Source organism: Nonomuraea sp. SYSU D8015, from assembly GCF_008065375.1.
GTDB lineage: Bacteria > Actinomycetota > Actinomycetes > Streptosporangiales > Streptosporangiaceae > Nonomuraea.
In genome coordinates, this window is record NZ_VJYI01000006.1 from 179,653 (window position 1) to 194,084 (window position 14,432).

Below are 14,432 nucleotides of genomic sequence, written 5' to 3' on the forward strand. Positions count from 1 at the left end.
CTTCCCTGTGGCACCGCCCGGCGTTGCGCTTCTGGGCCGGTGCTGTGCCTCCCGCCCACACCGCCCGCCGTCTGGCGCTCGGCTTCTCGGAGCCGGTGCGGCGAGATGGTGTCCGGCGCGGAGCGTGTGGCGAGGTGGTGGCCAGGGCGCGGTGCCTCTCGGGATGGCCGTGGCGGGATATGGGCCGGGCCGGCCCGGGAGGAGAGGCAGGCATGGGCGCGCGTCGCCGACGGGTGCGGGCGGCGGGCCGGCGGCGGATGGTGGGCCTGGCGGCAGGTGGGCGAGTGGCGCGGGTGGCGTCGGTGGGTGGGCGACAGGCCGACAGTCCTAGGTCCAATTGCCGAGGAGGGGCAGGGCCCTGCGCTGGAGGTGCCCGGCATCGGGCCGTCGTACGTTCACGGCATGACTAGAAGAGCATTGACAGCGGGTCTGGTGGCGATGGTGTCACTGGTGGCCTTCGAGTACATGGCAGTGGCGATCGCCATGCCGGTCGTGGCTAAAGAGCTCGGCGGCCTCGAACTGTACGGGTTGGCGTTCAGCGGCGCGATGGCCGCGGGCGTGGTCGGCACCGTGCTCGGCGGCCGGTGGTCGGACGTGCGCGGCCCCAGCGCGCCGCTCTGGACGGGCGTGGCCGGCTTCATCGCCGGGCTCACCGTGGCGGGCCTGGCACCCAGCATGGAGGTGCTGATCGCCGGCCGGTTCCTGCAGGGGTTCGGCGGCGCGCTGGTCAGCGTGGCGTTGTACGTGGTCGTGGCCCGGGTCTATCCCGAGAGCCTGCACCCCAAGATCTTCTCGTTGTTCGCGACCGCGTGGGTGGTGCCCTCGATGGTGGGCCCGGCGATCGTCGGCGTGGTGACCGACACGCTCGGGTGGCGCTGGGTGTTCCTGCTCGTGCCGATGCTGACCGTGCTCGGCGGTCTGGTGCTGCTGCGCGGGCTGGCCGGGCAGCCGGTGACCGGCGGGCAGAGCGAGCCGGCGCCCGGCCTGCTCGGCAAGATCGCCTGGGCGGCCGTGACCGCCGTCGGGGCCGGGCTCATGCAGTACGGCAGCGGCGGGCAGTTCCCGCTCCTGATCGCCGGGCTGGTGGTGCTGGCCGTGGCCCTGCCCAAGTTGCTTCCCGCCGGCACGCTGCGGGCCGTCAAGGGACTGCCCGCCGTGGTCGGGCTGCGCGGCCTGGCCGCCGGGGCGTTCTTCGCGGCCGAGGTGATGGTGCCGCTCATGCTGATCAACGAGCGTGGCATGTCGGCGGTGGCCGCCGGGTTCGCGCTCACCGGAGGCGCGCTGACCTGGTCGTTCGCCTCGTGGCTGCAGGGCCGGGAGATCTTCGGCCAGATGACGAACCTGCGGCTCGGCTCGGCCATGATCGCGCTGGGCATTCTGCTCATGGGCACGGTGACGTTCACCGCCGTGCCGGTGGCACTGGCGTACCCGTCGTGGATCATCACCGGGTTCGGGATGGGGCTGGTGTACCCGACGTTGTCCGTGCTCACGCTGGAGCTGTCGGCGCCCGGGGAGCAGGGGGAGAACAGCTCGGCGCTGCAGGTGGGCGAGTCGGTGTTCTCGGTGGTGTCGGTGGCCGTCACCGCCGCGCTGTTCACGGCCGCGGGGTCGGGCTACTGGGCGGTGTTCTCCGCCACGCTCGTCATGGCGCTGGCCGGGCTCGCCATCGCCCCCCGCGCCATCAAGGGCAAGGCGCACTCCCCCGCCGACGCCGGCACGCCGGCGGGAGAGCCGCTCAGCCGACCGGCGTGACGGAACGCCGCTTCGCCATGAGCTTCCTGAACAGGGGCGTCAGCAGGGCCAGCGCCGCCAGCACCAGCAGCACGGCCGCGATCGGGCTGCGGACCAGGACGGTCACGTCGCCCGCGCCGATGGCCAGGGCCCGGCGCAGCTGGATCTCCGCCATCGGGCCCAGGATCATGCCGATCACGGCGGGGGCCACCGGCAGGCCGAAGCGGCGCATGGCATACCCGAGCAGGCCGAGCACGAACAGCACGAACAGATCCACAATGGTGCCGTTCAGCGCGTACACGCCGAGGGCGGCGAAAAGCACGATCCCGGCGTACAGGTACGGGCGCGGGATCCGCAGCACGCGCGCCCACAGCGGGGCCAGCGGCAGGTTCAGCACCAGCAGCATCGTGTTGCCGATGAACAGCGACGCGATCATGCCCCACACCAGCGCCGGGTTGTGGTCGAACAGCTGCGGCCCGGGCTGCAGGCCGTACTGCTGGAAGGCGGCCAGCAGGATCGCAGCCGTCGCGGACGTGGGCAGGCCCAGCGTGAGCAGCGGGACCAGGGTGCCGGCCGCCGAGGCGTTGTTGGCGGCCTCGGGGCCGGCGACGCCCTCGATGGCGCCGTTGCCGTACTCCTCCTTGGCCACGCCGCGGGCCAGGCGCTTCTCGGCCGCGTACGACAGGAACGTGGGGATCTCCGCACCGCCGCCGGGCAGCGCCCCGAACGGGAAGCCCAGCGCGGTGCCGCGCAGCCAGGGCCGCCAGGAGCGCCGCCAGTCGGCGCGGCCCATCCAGGCCCGGCCGACGGGCACCACCTCGGGCGTGGCGTGGCGCAGCCGCGAGGCCACGTACAGCGCCTCGCCGAGCGCGAAGAGGCCGACCGCGACGATCACCACGTCGATGCCGTCGAGCAGTTGCGGGATGCCCAGTGTGAGCCGCGCCTGACCGGTCTGCTGGTCGATGCCGACCAACCCGATCGTCAGGCCGAGCCCCAGGGAGGCCAGGCCGCGCACGATCGAGCGGGACAGCACCGACGACACGGCGGTGAACGCCAGGATCGCCAGCGCGAAGTAGTCCTCGGGGCCGAACGAGATCGCGAACGCCACCACGGCAGGCGCCGCCACCACCAGCAGACCCGTCGCGAGGGTCCCCGCCACGAACGAGCCGATCGCGGCCGTGGCCAGCGCCTGGGCGGCCCGCCCGCGCCGGGCCATCTTGTTGCCCTCCAGCGCGGTGATCATCGAGGACGACTCGCCCGGCGTGTTGAGCAGGATGGACGTGGTCGAGCCGCCGTACATGCCGCCGTAGTAGATGCCGGCGAACATGATGAACGCGCTGGTCGACGGCACCGTGAACGTGATCGGCAGCAGCAGCGCCACCGTCATGGCGGGCCCGATGCCGGGCAGGACGCCCACCAGGGTGCCGAGTGTGACGCCGACGAGCGCGTACAGCAGGTTGACCGGGGTGAGCGCGGCGGCGAAGCCGTCGATCAGGAGCTGCAGCGACTCCACCTAGATCACCCCCTCCAGCGGGCCGCCCGGCAGCGTGACGCCGAGGCCCTTGACGAACAGCAGATACGTGGCGAGGCCCATGACCACCGCGACCACGGCCGCGCGCGCCTTGTGCTCGGCGCCGAGCGCCACGGACAGCCCGAAGAACAGCAGGCTGGCGCCGATGATCCAACCGAGCACGTTCAGCAGCGCCGCGAACGCCAGGAAGATCCCGCTGACCAGCCCGACACTGCGCCAGTCCGTGGGGGCGGCCACGTCCACGTCCTCGCTCTCCTCGGGGTCTCCGTGCCCGCCACGCAGCACGTCGATCACGTAGAACAGGCCGACGACCACCATGGCCCCGCCGACCAGCATCGGGAAGAAGCGCGGCCCGATGCCGAGCTGGGAGGCGGCCGCCGAGACGTCCAGCGTCCCGGCGATCACGAACACTCCCAGCCCGAGCACCACGACCGCGAGCCCGAGCTCGGGCCGCCACCATCGAGTCATCAGGAGACGAGCCCCATCTCGGCGATGATGCCCTTGACCCGGGTCTGCTCGGAGGTGAGGTAGTCGGCGAACTGCTGCCCGGTCTGGAACGAGTCGATCCAGCCGTTCTTGGCCACCGCGTCCTTCCACGCCTGCGAGTCGTGCATCTTGGTGACCAGGTCGGTCAGCGTCTTCTTGTCGGCGTCGGAGAGACCGCCGGGGGCGACGAAGCCGCGCCAGTTGGCCAGCTCCACGTCGAGCCCGCCCTCCTTCAGCGTGGGCACGTCCAGCCCCTCCAGCCGCTCACCGGAGGTCACGCCGATCCCGCGCAGCTTGCCGGACTTCACGTGCTCGGCGAACTCGCCGACGCCCGAGATGCCCGCACTGACCTTGTTGCCGAGCAGCGCGTTCAGCGCCTCGCCGCCGCCCGAGTGGGCGATGTAGTTGACCTGCTTGGGGTCCACGCCCGCGGCCTTGGCCATCAGACCGGCCACGATGTGGTCGGTGCCGCCCGCCGAGCCGCCGGCGATCGACACCTTCGCCGGGTTCGCCTTCCAGGCCGCCGTCAGGTCGGCCAGCGTCTTGTACGGGGACTCGGCCGGGACGACGACGATCTCGTACTCCTCGGTCAGCTTCGCGATGGGCGTGGTGTCGGCCAGCGTGACCTTCGACTTGTTCTGCTCGATGGCGCCCACCATGACCAGGCCCATGGTCATCAGCAGGTTGCCGTTGCCCTTCTCGCCCGCGAGCTGCGCCAGGCCGATCGTGCCGCCCGCGCCGGGCACGTTGAACACCTCCACCTTGCGGTCGGGAGCGGCGGACTTGAACGCCTGCTCGGCCGTGCGGGAGGTCTGGTCCCAGCCGCCGCCCGGCGAGGCCGGCGCCATGATGCGCAGCGTGCCGGAGGCGCTGGTGCCGCTCTGTCCGCCGCACGCGGTCAGAGCGCCGAGTGAGAGCGCCGCGAGGGCGGCGAATATGCGCAGGCGCATGGTCACTCCAAGGGGGTGTTTTCACGGTTATGAAACTGGGATGGTGAATGCCCGTCCCGCCCCAAGTCGAGCCTTTGCATCCTTGCCGTCATAGTGGTCGTATTGGTCGCGACCTGGCCGTGACCTGCGTTTGTTTCCATGTGCCACGTGATGAGGGTGCGCGACGCCTCCCTAGGGACCCAGCTGTTCGTGCTCCAGATGGTGATCGTGTTGCTCGCCGTCGGGGGCACGGCCGGCGTGTGGGCCGGGCACACCCGCAACCAGCTCGCCGGGCTCCACCAGCAGCGGGCGCTCGCCATCGCCCAGTCGGTGGCCGGGCTCCCGCAGGTCCGCGAGGCGTTCAAGCTGCCGGAGCCCTCGACGGTGCTCCAGCCGCTGGCCATGAGCGTCCAGCAGGAGACCGGCGCCGACTACGTCGTGATCGCCAACGCCGAGCAGACCCGCTACGCCCACCCCAACGCCTCGCTGATCGGCAAGAAGCTGTCCACCGACGGCACGGAGGTGCTCATGACCGGCAAGGGCTGGGTGGGCACCCAGACCGGCACGATCGGCACCACGGTCAGGGGCAAGTACCCGATCCGCGACGAGTACGGCACCGTGATCGGCCTGGTCTCCGTGGGCGTGCTGGAGACCACGGTCATGGCGCAGGTCGGCGGCGCGCTGCCGCCGCTGGTCTGGACGGCGCTGGCGGTCATGCTGGCCGGCCTGGCGCTGGCCGCGCTGATCACCGCGCGGGTGCGCAGGCAGACGTTCGGCCTGGAGCCCAAGGAGATCGCCGCGCTGCTCGAGCAGCGCGAGGGCGTGCTGCACGGCGTCAAGGAGGGCGTGCTCGCGCTCGACCTCGAGGGCCACGTGACGCTGGTCAACGACGCCGCCCGCGACCTGCTCGGCGAGGTCGGCGAGGACCTGAGCGCGATGCCCGTCTCCGAGCGCATGCGTGACGTGCTCGGCGGCGCCGACCCGGGCGAGGACCGCATCGTGCTGCACGGTGAGCGCGTTCTGGTGCTCAACCGCACCCCGGTGTGGGTACGCGGCCGCCACCTCGGCTGGGTGGTCACGCTCAGGGACCGCACCGAGCTGGTCCGCCTGGCCCGCGAGCTCGACGATACCAGCAGCGCGACCGAGGCCCTGCGCGCCCAGGCGCACGAGTTCGCCAACCGCATGCACACCGTCGTCGGCCTGCTGGAGCTGGGCGAGCACGAGGCCGCGATCGCCTTCATCACCAGCACCACCCGCGCCACGTACGCCACCGACCTGCGCGAACGCGTCCAGGACCCGACCCTGGCCGCCCTGCTGCTGGCCAAGTCCGCCGAGGCGGCCGAGCGCGGCGCCAACCTCGTGCTGTCGGACGACTCCTCCGTGCCCGAGGGCACGCTCGGCGATCCGCAGGACGCGGTGCTGGTCGTCGGCAACCTGGTCGCGAACGCCATCGACGCGCTCGACGGCGCGCCGGGCACGATCGAGGTGTCGGTGCAGGCCGACGCCGGCGGGCTGCGCGTGCGGGTCGGCGACTCGGGCCCCGGCATCGCCCCGGACCTGGTGGACGAGGTCTTCAGAGAGGGCTTCACCACCAAGGCGGCCCATTCGGGGCCGCGCGGACTCGGCCTGGCGCTGACCCGGCAGGCGTGCCTGCGCCGAGGCGGCTGGGTACGGGTGGCGAACGCGGGCGGAGCCGTCTTCACGGCACTGCTCCCTGCGAAGGCGAGAACATGAGCGACATTCGCGTGCTGGTCGTGGACGACGACTTCATGGTGGCCCGCATCCACAGCGGTTACGTGTCCCGGGTGCCCGGCTTCCGGGTCGTCTCCATGGCGCACAACGGCGCCGACGCGCTCGCCACGGCGGCCGAGCTGCGGCCCGACCTCGTGCTGCTCGACATTTACCTGCCCGACATGTCCGGCCTGGAGGTGCTCAAGGCACTTCACGACGTCGACGTCCTCGTGATCAGCGCCGCTCGAGACGTGCCCACCGTCAGGGAGGCCATGCGCGGCGGCGCCTTCAACTATCTGATCAAGCCGTTCACCGCCGCCGCCCTGACCGAACGCCTCCAGCAGTACGCCGACACCCGCAAGCGCCTGACCGCCATCGGGCCCGAGGCCCGCCAGGACGACGTGGACCGCCTCTTCGGCACGCCCACTTCGGCCGCCCCCATGCCGAAAGGGTTGTCCTCGGCCACCTGCGCGCTGGTGGCCGATACCCTCCGAGATGCGGGCCGCGACCTGTCGGCGGTCGAAGCCGCCGAGCTCACGGGCCTGTCGCGGGTGAGTGCCCGCCGCTATCTGGAATACCTGTGCGCGGCGGGGCAGGCCGAATTGCGCCCGCGCTACGGAACGGCCGGACGACCGGAACATCGCTACCGGTGGCGAGGTTGACACATTTCCGTAGCCATTTCCCGTGACATATGCGGATCCTCGTGCCTTACTGTTGCCTGAGACTTGGCTGCGGACCCGGGAGGAGATTGAGGCGTGCGAAACGCCGGACCGATCGAATCACCGACCGACCCGTTCGCCTCGGTGCCCTTGCCCTCGTCGAGCGTCTCCAAGAAGCCGCGGATCGAAGGCTTACCCCCGGGGGTCTCCCGGGACATCTTCGGTCCGCCGGACAGGCAGGAGCCTCGGCCGGCGCAGGGCCCGAGCGCGCCGGGCGGTCCATCGGGAAGCGCGCTGCCGCCGGTGGCGCCGCCGGCGCAGCCATGGCCGATGAAGGACAAAGAGCCGTCCGTCCCCATGTTCGGGGCCACCGGGCCGTCCGACCCGCCGTCCTTCGGTGACACCGAGCCGCACCGGCGGAGCCGGCTGCTGCCTGGTCTGGCGCTGTTCGTCGTGGTGCTCGCGGCCCTGGCGTACGTGGTGCCCGCCGTGCTCATGTCGGGCTCCGTGCTACGCGGCACCCGCGTGGCCGGCGTGGACATCGGGGGCCTGACCGTGACACAGGCGGCCGAGAAGCTCCGGGCCGAGCTGGGCACCAAGCTGAGCAGGCCCGTCGTGGTCGACATCGGCGCCCAGAAGGACACCGTCCAGCCCGACGAGGCCGGACTCGAACTCGACGTGGTCGGCACGATCGGGCAGGCGCCGAGCGGGTTCCCCAGCCCGCGGGAGGTCTGGCAGGGCCTGACCGGCACCACCGAGCTCCAGCCGAAGGTCACCCTCGACTCCTCGCAGCTGGCAAGGACCGTCGAAGGGCTGGCGGAGAGCGTCGACAAGCCCGCGGTGGAGGGCCGGGTGACCTTCTCCGGGCTCCGGCCGAAGGCCCGCGAGCCCGCCGACGGCGTGCTGCTCGACAGGGACGACGCCGTACAAAGGATCAGCGACGCCTTCCTGCGGGGCGGCGGCACGGTGGTGCTCGCGCTCCGGCCGGCCGAGCCCGTCACCACGGCCGAGGCCGTACAGGACGCCCTGACCAAGGCACGCAGGGCCGTCGCCAGTCCCATCACGCTGACCAGCGGTGACAAGCAGGCGCAGATCTCCCCGGCCATGATCGCGGCCAACCTGGCCTACGTCCCGGACACCGACGGCAAGCTGGTGCCGGAGTTCGACGCCAAGGCGGTGCTGGCCGGCGTGGAGAGCAAGCTGGTCGACGCGGCACAGCAGCCCCGCGACGCCACGTACCAGATCGTGAACGACAAGCCGATCCTGGTGCCGTCGCGGACCGGGCGGGGCGTGAACGAGAAGCTGCTGGTCGCGGACCTGGAGAAGGTGTTCGACGAGGGCGGCTCGCGGACGGTCCCCGTGCGGCTCGGGGTCGTGGCGCCGACGGTCACCACCAAGCAGGTGCAGGGCCTCGGGATCAAGGAGAAGGTGGGCTCGTTCACCACGAGCTTCGACTGTTGCCAGCCCCGGGTGAAGAACATCCAGCGCATGGCGCAGCAGCTCGACGGCTACGTGGTGAAGCCCGGGGAGACGTTCTCGATCAACGAGGTCGTCGGCGAGCGCACTGTCGAGGACGGCTACGTCGAGGCCGGTCAGATCGTCGGCGGGCGGATGGTCAACATCGTGGGCGGCGGGGTCTCGCAGTTCGCCACGACCATGTACAACGCGGCCTTCTTCGGTGGGTTCGAGGACGTAGAGCACCAGCCGATGGACTACTACGCGCAGCGGTACCCGGCCGGGCGGGACGTGGCGCTGCTCTATCCGGACACGGATCTGAAGTGGCGCAACGACTCAGACTTCGGGGTGCTGATCAAGACGGCCTTCACGGACACCTCGGTCTCGGTCACGTTGTGGAGCACCAAGCGGTACGACAACGTGGAGGCGGTGGAGTCGGAGCGGCGCAACTTCACGCCGTTCCGCCAGGAGGTCAGCTCCGCGCCCGACTGCCTGCCGACAGTGGGGGAGCGGGGGTTCACGATCGACGTCACCCGGGTGTTCCACAAGGACGGGAAAGTGGTCAAGAAGGACAAGAAGCTGACCACGAAGTACCGTCCCCAGGCCCAGATCACCTGCGCCGGCACCGGCCAGTGACCTCCTCCGGCCCGCACCTGGTGTGCGGGCCGCACGCCTGCGGATGGAGAGTTCCCGGCAAGGTGACGCCTGAGCTGCGCCGCACGGGGCTGGTGTCCTTTTGAGGTGGGTGACCCGGGGAACCCGGCCGGGGTGACACGTGGCGTGCGCTTGCCGGCCCCCGCCCCGGTGGCGGCGGGCAGCGGGGTGCGTTTGCGGCGTCCGTCCCTCGTCATCCCCCGAAGGACCCAGCCCCGACGGGCCTTCCCCTCCCCCCGAAGGACCTCAGCCCCGTGCGGCCCGGCAGGTAGTGAGGGCGTCAGGAGGAGGCGGTGAAGGACAGGATGCGGTCGTCGCCGTCACGTGGGGAGCCGCGCCCGTCCTTGTTGCTGGTGCCGATCCACAGCGTGCCGCCGGTCGTCGCCGTCACCGCGCGGATCCGGCCGTACCGGCCGTCGAAGTGGGCGACCGGCCGACCGGCCGAGCCGTTCTCGTCCAACGGGACCTGCCACAGGCGGGTGCCGCGCAGCGCGCCCACCCAGAGGGAGCCGTTGGCGTACGCCATGCCGGACGGGGACGCCTCGTCCGTCGACCAGGTGACGATCGGGTTCACGAACCGCTGGTCGTCGCCGCGTCCCTCGACCTCGGGCCACCCGTAGTTGGCGCCCGGCTTGATCAGGTTGACCTCGTCCCAGGTGTTCGCGCCGAACTCGGAGGCGTACAGGCGCCCCTGCTCGTCCCAGGCCAGTCCTTGCACGTTGCGGTGGCCGTAGCTGTAGACGAGCGTGCCGAAGGGATTGCCGGGCGCGGGCGCGCCGTCCACGGTCATGCGCAGGATCTTGCCGCCCAGCGAGTCGCGCTGCTGGGACAGCTCTCCGTCGCCGACCTCGCCCGTGGTGGCGTACAGGTAGCCGTCGGGGCCGAACTCGAGCCTGCCGCCGTTGTGGATGCCGCCCTTGGGGATGTCCTGGACGATGACCTCGGGCTCGCCGAGGCGGTCGCCGTCGAACGGGTAGCGGACGATCCGGTTGTCCTCCTCCGCGGTGTAGTAAAGGAAGACCTGCTGATCCTTCACGGCCACCCCCATCAGGCCGCCCTCGCCGTCCGGCCGCACCCCCTCGATGGTCCCCAGCTCGGTCACCTGGCCGGACCGGCCGACCCGCAGCAGGCGGGCCGTGTCCCGCTCGGTCACCAGCGCGTCGCCGCCCGGCAGGAACGCGATGGCCCACGGCACGGAGAGTCCGGTCGCCACGTCCTTGGGCTGCCCGGGGGCGGCGGCCTCGCCGACGGCGGCCGTCGGCAGCACCTCTCCTCCTCCTCCACCACCTCCGCCTCCGCTGGAGCAGGCGGTGAGCGCGGCCAGGAGCATGATGGTCCAGAGCTTCCTCATATGCTCCATACTTACCGGCGACACATAAAGTTCTCCGCATGAAGACCTGGGTTCCGTCCGATTCGGTAGCCGAAGTTCTGTCCGACCTGCCCGGGGTGGAATGCGCCGTCTATGACGGCACCGCCCCGATGCCGGAGGGGATCGAGGAGGTGGAGGTCTGGATCCCGCCGCTCGCCACGGTGCCCGACGTGCCCGGCACGCTGGCCAGGATGACGTCGTTGCGGCTGGTGCAGACCGTGACCGCCGGTGTTGAGCCGTACCGGCCCCACATGCCCGAGGGCGCGATGCTGTGCAACGCCCGCGGCGTGCACGACGCGGGGACGGCCGAGTGGGCGGTGGGCGCGATGATCGCGGTGCTCAGGGAGTTCCCCGGGTTCGTGGACGCGCAGCGCAGGGGCGAGTGGACCTACCACCACACCGACGTGCTGGCCGACTCGACCGTGCTGATCGTCGGGTACGGCTCCATCGGCACCGCGCTCGAACGGCGGCTGGAGGGCTTCGAGGTCGAGGTCGTCCGCGTGGCCAGGAGCGCCCGCGAGGGAGTGCACGCTCTGGAGGAGTTGCCCTCGCTGTTGCCCCGGGCGGACGTCGTGGTGCTGCTCGTGCCCGCCACGCCCGACACCGCCGGCATGGTCGACGCGGCCTTCCTGGCGCGGATGAAGGACGGCGCCGTCCTCGTGAACGCCGCCAGAGGCGGCATCGTCGACACCGACGCGCTGATCGCCGAGCTGAAAACCGGTAGGCTACGCGCCGCGCTGGATGTGACCGCGCCCGAGCCGCTGCCCGAGGGCCACCCCCTGTGGAGCGCCCCGGGCGTGCTGATCACCCCGCACGTGGCGGGCAGCACCCCCGCGTCGGGGCGGCGGATGCTGCGGCTGATCCGGGCGCAGCTCTCGCGTTACCTCGCAGGCGAGGAGCTGATCAACGTCATCACCGACTCGTACTGAGAGGATCCCGGAACGTGGCTGGTCCGTGACCTTCGGTGCGTACGGTTGCGCTTGCAGGGGGTTCCTGACTCACTGTCAAGGAGCTCTTGGCGGCAAGTGGTCTGTCTGGTTATCAGATCGGTGACGACATCGGCGTTGTCACCACCCGGGCGCTCGTGACCGTTCACACTGGCGAAGTGGTCGCCGGACTTCGGCGGTCGCGGGTGCAGAGCACGAGACGGGATGGGCAACGACTGTGATCCGCTGGCGTGATCCACGTGCGCCGCTGACCGCCGCGGTAGCGGCAGGCGCGGTGGCGTTCGCTGCCGCGTTCCTCAAGGACGAACAGGTCCTGATCGCAGGAGCGATCGCCGGAGGGCTCGCGGCGCTGGCCGCCGCCGCCTCCTTGCTGGTCGCCTCGCTGAAGTCGCCCGGGCACCGCCCGACGGCGATGGGGGCGCGCTGGATGGGCGGCGGCGCCGTCATCTGGGGCGCCGGAGTGGCGCTGCGCCCGTTCACCGAGAACTTCGTGGCCGGCTTCGCCGACATGTTCATGCTGGTCGGCAGCGTGGTCACGGCGGGCGGGGCACTGATCGCCGCCGACCGCAGGCTTCCCGCCAGAGCGGTTCTCCGGCACATCACCGACGCCTACCTGTGCGCCGCGTCGCTCTTCCTCATCGGGTGGGTGGCGCAGCTGCGCCACGTCTACGCCGCGACCGACCCGCCGGTGTTCACGCTGGTCATGCTGCCGCCGATGGTCGCGCTGCTGGTGACGTGCGCCGTGATCCCGTCCGTGCTCACCAGCCGGGCCTCCTCGCGGCTGCTCGGCCTGGCGGGCGCGGGCGTGCTGATCACCATGATCGTGGCGGCCCTGGCCGCGGCGGTGGCGCGCCTGGACGGCGGCATCCCGCCGACCTGGACCGTCATGCTGGCGCCGGTGGCGTTGCTGCTGCTGGCCGCCCTCCCGTGGGGGCCGCGGGTCAGGGAGACAGGCGCGTTCGCCGGCAGGAACGTCGTCTCGCTGGTGCCGCTGGCGCTGGTCGCCGTGGCGGCCATCACGCTGCTGGCCCACCTGGCCGGCGGAAAGGCCGAGCCGCCCGTGACCGGCGTCGTGGTGGTCGCGGTCTCCGTGGTGCTGCTCCTGCTCCTGCGCCTGTTCGTGGTGTCGGCGACCAACGTGCGCCTGCGCGGCCTGGTCAGGCTCGGCGAACGCCAGCTCAGAGAGCTGGCCGAGAGCACGGGCGACGTGGTGTTCCTGTGCGACTACGAGGGCGTCGTACGCGAGATCGGCCCCGGCGTCGAGGTCACGTACGGCTACCGCCCCGGCGACCTGGTCGGCGGGTCGATCTTCGACTACATCCACCCCGAGGACGTGCCGGGCATCCAGGTCGCGATGCGCGCCATGCACCTCGACGAGGAGAACACGGCGCCCGGCGCCTGCCTGATCGCCTGCCGGGTGCGGGCGGCCGACGGCACCTGGCGCCCCACGGAGTCGGTCGCCACCCGCCACGTCGGCGGCGACGAGCTGATGCTCGTCACGACCAGGGATGTCAGCGACGAGGAGGCGCTGCGCAACCAGGTCGCCCACCTGACCTTCCACGACGGCGTCACCGGCCTGCCCAACCGCGCCTACTTCGAGGAGCGCACCCGCGAGGTTCTCTCCGGGCGCACGTCGGGCAACGTCGCGGTGATCTTCCTCGACCTTGACGGGTTCACCTCGGTCAACGACTCGGTCGGCCATGCCAGCGGCGACTACCTGCTCGGGCAGGCGGCCCGGCGGCTGCGCGGCGCCGTGCGCGCCGACGACACGCTCGCCCGGTGGGGCGGCGACGAGTTCGCTGTGCTGGTGGAGACCGGCGGTGAGGCGCAGGTCGCGGTCGACCTGGCCGAGCGGCTCGTCCGGGCGGTCTCGCAGGAGCCGTTCCGGGTGGCCGACCGCGACGTGGCGCTGACCGCGAGCGTGGGCGTGGCCTTCACCGAGGACGACATGCCGGCCGGCGACCTCATCCGCAACGCGGATGTGGCCATGGCGCGCTCCAAAGAGCTCGGCGGGCGGCGGGTGGAGGTGTTCGCCGCGCACATGCACGCCGACGTCGTACGCCGCCTGGAGTTGGCCGCCGACCTGCAGCGGGCGCTGATCGAGCACCAGTTCGCGATCGAATACCAGCCCGTGGTCGACCTGGCCACGTCGCGGGTGACCGCCGTCGAGGCGCTCGTACGGTGGTGGCGCGGGTCGGTGTTCGTGCCGCCCGAGCAGTTCCTGGGGCCGGCCGAGGACACCGGGCTGATCGTGCCGTTGAGCGAGTGGATCCTGCGCGAGGCGTGCCGCGAGGTCGCCGCCTGGCGGGCCTCGTCCTGGGAGATCGGGCTGTCGCTCAACCTGTCGGCCCGCCAGATCACCGCGCCGCGCTTCGTCGAGACGGTCGAGGAGGCTCTGGCCGAGAGCGGGCTTCCCGCGTCCGCGCTCACCCTCGAGGTGATCGAGGAGATGCTGGTCGAGGACGCCGAAGAGACGATCAAGCGGCTGTCGGAGCTGCGTGCGCTCGGGGTGCGCCTGGCCATCGACGACTTCGGCACCGGCTACGCGTCGCTGGCGTTCCTCAGGCAGCTGCCGGTCGACATGATCAAGATCGACCCGTCGTTCGTGGCGGGGCTGGGCAGGGACGACACGCTCACGCTGCTCACCCGTACGATCGTGCGGCTCGGCCACGACCTCGGGCTGACCGTGGTGGCCGAGGGCATCGAGCGCCCGGAGCAGCTGGAGCTGCTGCGGAAGATGGGTTGCACCAGCGGCCAGGGCTTCCTGGTGGCACGGCCCATGGCGGCGCGTGGCGTAGACTCACTGATGCGGACAAGTCTCACTGTTTGAGACTTGTGTCCACCAAGTTGACACCAGGGCGTTCGGAGCGGCTATCGTGGACGCCATGCTTCGCAGTGAGATTCTCGTAGTACTTCGCCGGCGCGCAGGCCGATAGCGAA

General features: G+C 71.4%; 10 protein-coding genes. 6 read left to right on the forward strand and 4 right to left on the reverse strand.

Annotated elements, in window-relative coordinates:
* Window positions 1-402 precede the first annotated feature (402 nt).
* On the forward strand, window positions 403-1,752 hold the full coding sequence (locus tag ID574_RS26030; RefSeq protein ID WP_223167072.1) for an MFS transporter: 1,350 nt from the start codon (window positions 403-405) through the stop codon (window positions 1,750-1,752).
* Here ID574_RS26030 and ID574_RS26035 read toward each other — a convergent pair.
* The 3 genes from ID574_RS26035 to ID574_RS26045 are packed head-to-tail and all read right to left on the reverse strand — an operon-like array spanning window position 1,736 to window position 4,698.
* Entirely contained in the window at window positions 1,736-3,244 is a 1,509-nt protein-coding gene (locus ID574_RS26035; protein WP_188191591.1) for a tripartite tricarboxylate transporter permease, read from the reverse strand. The two genes, ID574_RS26030 and ID574_RS26035, sit on opposite strands and share 17 nt — an antisense overlap.
* On the reverse strand, window positions 3,245-3,730 hold the full coding sequence (locus ID574_RS26040) for a tripartite tricarboxylate transporter TctB family protein (protein ID WP_188191592.1): 486 nt from the start codon (window positions 3,728-3,730) through the stop codon (window positions 3,245-3,247). It lies immediately after the preceding gene.
* Window positions 3,730-4,698 (reverse strand): Bug family tripartite tricarboxylate transporter substrate binding protein, encoded by a 969-nt coding sequence (locus ID574_RS26045; protein ID WP_188191593.1) that lies wholly within the window; start codon window positions 4,696-4,698, stop codon window positions 3,730-3,732. The genes ID574_RS26040 and ID574_RS26045 overlap by 1 nt, the downstream gene beginning before the upstream one ends.
* A gap of 150 nt (window positions 4,699-4,848) precedes the next feature.
* On the opposite strand from ID574_RS26045, the gene ID574_RS26050 reads away from it, so the two are divergent.
* The 3 genes from ID574_RS26050 to ID574_RS26060 all read left to right on the forward strand — a co-directional run bounded on the left by ID574_RS26050 (window position 4,849) and on the right by ID574_RS26060 (window position 9,158).
* The gene (locus tag ID574_RS26050) at window positions 4,849-6,411 is read left to right on the forward strand and encodes a sensor histidine kinase (RefSeq protein ID WP_223167128.1); all 1,563 of its coding nucleotides are present in this window, start codon (window positions 4,849-4,851) and stop codon (window positions 6,409-6,411) included.
* Window positions 6,408-7,070: a response regulator gene (locus tag ID574_RS26055; RefSeq protein WP_188191595.1), complete on the forward strand. Its 663-nt coding sequence runs from the start codon at window positions 6,408-6,410 to the stop codon at window positions 7,068-7,070. Before ID574_RS26050 ends, ID574_RS26055 begins: the two co-directional genes overlap by 4 nt.
* Before the next feature lie 327 nt (window positions 7,071-7,397).
* Entirely contained in the window at window positions 7,398-9,158 is a 1,761-nt protein-coding gene (locus tag ID574_RS26060) for a VanW family protein (RefSeq protein WP_188191596.1), read from the forward strand.
* Window positions 9,159-9,456: 298 nt separating this feature from the next.
* Here ID574_RS26060 and ID574_RS26065 read toward each other — a convergent pair whose 3' ends face one another.
* Window positions 9,457-10,536, reverse strand: a complete 1,080-nt coding sequence (locus ID574_RS26065; RefSeq protein WP_442939325.1) for a PQQ-dependent sugar dehydrogenase — start codon at window positions 10,534-10,536, stop codon at window positions 9,457-9,459.
* Between the two features lie 29 nt (window positions 10,537-10,565).
* Between ID574_RS26065 and ID574_RS26070 the strand changes: the two genes are divergently transcribed.
* Window positions 10,566-11,474, forward strand: coding sequence for a 2-hydroxyacid dehydrogenase (locus ID574_RS26070; protein ID WP_188191598.1), 909 nt, complete (start codon window positions 10,566-10,568; stop codon window positions 11,472-11,474).
* A 292-nt stretch (window positions 11,475-11,766) separates the two neighbouring features.
* Window positions 11,767-14,322: a putative bifunctional diguanylate cyclase/phosphodiesterase gene (locus ID574_RS26075; protein ID WP_188191924.1), complete on the forward strand. Its 2,556-nt coding sequence runs from the start codon at window positions 11,767-11,769 to the stop codon at window positions 14,320-14,322.
* The last annotated feature ends 110 nt before the right edge of the window (window positions 14,323-14,432 follow it).